The organism is Herbaspirillum sp. UBA812 (assembly GCF_002296545.1).
GTDB classification, from domain to species: Bacteria; Pseudomonadota; Gammaproteobacteria; order Burkholderiales; family Burkholderiaceae_D; genus Herbaspirillum; species Herbaspirillum huttiense.
Genome location: NZ_DBIC01000350.1, coordinates 1,141 through 2,557, shown reverse-complemented (window position 1 = coordinate 2,557; position 1,417 = coordinate 1,141). Strand labels below are relative to the sequence as shown.

At 62.6% G+C, this 1,417-nt stretch carries 2 protein-coding genes; one reads left to right on the top strand and one right to left on the bottom strand.

Annotated features, from left to right (window positions below; translation table 11 throughout):
* Positions 1-29 precede the first annotated feature (29 nt).
* The gene (gene gcvA / locus B3873_RS23540) at positions 30-923 is read right to left on the bottom strand and encodes a transcriptional regulator GcvA (protein ID WP_286869348.1); all 894 of its coding nucleotides are present in this window, start codon (positions 921-923) and stop codon (positions 30-32) included.
* A gap of 76 nt (positions 924-999) precedes the next feature.
* On the opposite strand from gcvA, the gene B3873_RS23535 reads away from it, so the two are divergent.
* Positions 1,000-1,417: MFS transporter (locus B3873_RS23535; protein WP_349676456.1), on the top strand; the 418-nt coding region annotated here is incomplete at its 3' end.

Here is a 1,417-nt window from a genome sequence, read left to right as displayed (position 1 = left end):
AACAAAACAAAACAAAACAAAAAACCAAATCAACCACCGATCAAAGCCCCGCGATATTCACCAATCCATTTGGCAAACAATTGCGCCTCAGCCCCCGCCTGCAAGCTGATCCCGAGGTAGTAGGGTGCGAGGGTCAAGCGCAGATCAGGGAAGGGACAAACCAGCCGCCCCGAGCGCAGATCGTTGTCCGCAAGTGATACAGGCGACAAGGCCACTCCCAGCCCATCCATGACCGCCTGCAATACAAAATGCACGTGATCGAAATGCAGCATCGCCTGCGAACGTGATCGCTTCAAACCGGCCAGCTTGCGCCAGTCCTCCCAGTCATTGCGCCGGCTGCGCGACACCAGCACGGTATGCCGCGCCAACTGCGACACGTCCTCCAGCGGCATGGATTGCAGCAGTGCAGGAGAAGCCACCAGCACCAGCTCATCCTCCATGAACCGCTGCACCTTCAGGGTCTCAGGCCAGTTGGTCTCTCCCCGCCGGATCGCGATATCAAACGAAGAGCCCGCCTTGCCGACGGTCGCCGTACTGGTCACCACCTGTGGCGCAATCCCCGGATACCGCTCCACGAAATCGGACAAATGCGGAATCAGCCAGCGCACCGCAAAGGAAGGCCGCACATTGATGACCACCGTGCGCGTGGGCGCATCCCGCATTACTCGCCGCGCCGCATTGCCGAGAATATCAAGCGCCGGACTGGCCTCCTCGAAAAACTGCCGCCCACGCTCGGTCAGCAACACCTGCCGCGTGCGCCGCTCGAACAAAGGCATGCCGAGATAGTCTTCAAGGTTCTTGATCTGGCGGCTGATCGCGCCATGTGTGACATTGAGCTCCTGCGCCGCAAGCGTGAAACTCTGGTGACGGGCCGCTGCCAGAAAGGCGCGGATGGCATTGAGCGGAAGAGTGAGATCGGCCATGCGTCAAATATTATCACGCATGCCCGGAATTAATATCGTTTGTCAGCCCACCCCACGCGGCGCATCATCGGCCTCCATGACCACGCCAGACCACCGCCAGGCCGATATCGATTCGCGCCACGCCGCCATGTCGCTCTCGGCCGCCTTGCCCTGCGATATCGTCCTCTACCTGCTGCTCCCCATGTACGCCGCCCAGTTCCACGTCAGCCTCGCCGAGGCCGGCGTGCTGCTGGCGGCCAACCGGCTGGTGCGCATCGCCGGCTATCGCTGGGTCGCCAGCTTCTACGCACGACGCGGTGATCGTCCCACCTGCACCCTGGCTGTCTGCGCCGCCATCCTCTGCGCCCTCGGCTATACGGTCGCCAGCGGCTTCTGGGCCCTGCTGCCACTGCGCCTGCTGTGGGGCATGGCCTTCGCCGGACTCAACCTCTCCACCCAGGCCATGTCCACCGCCAACCCCCAAGGCGCAGCCCGCCGCTCCGGACGATCACGCG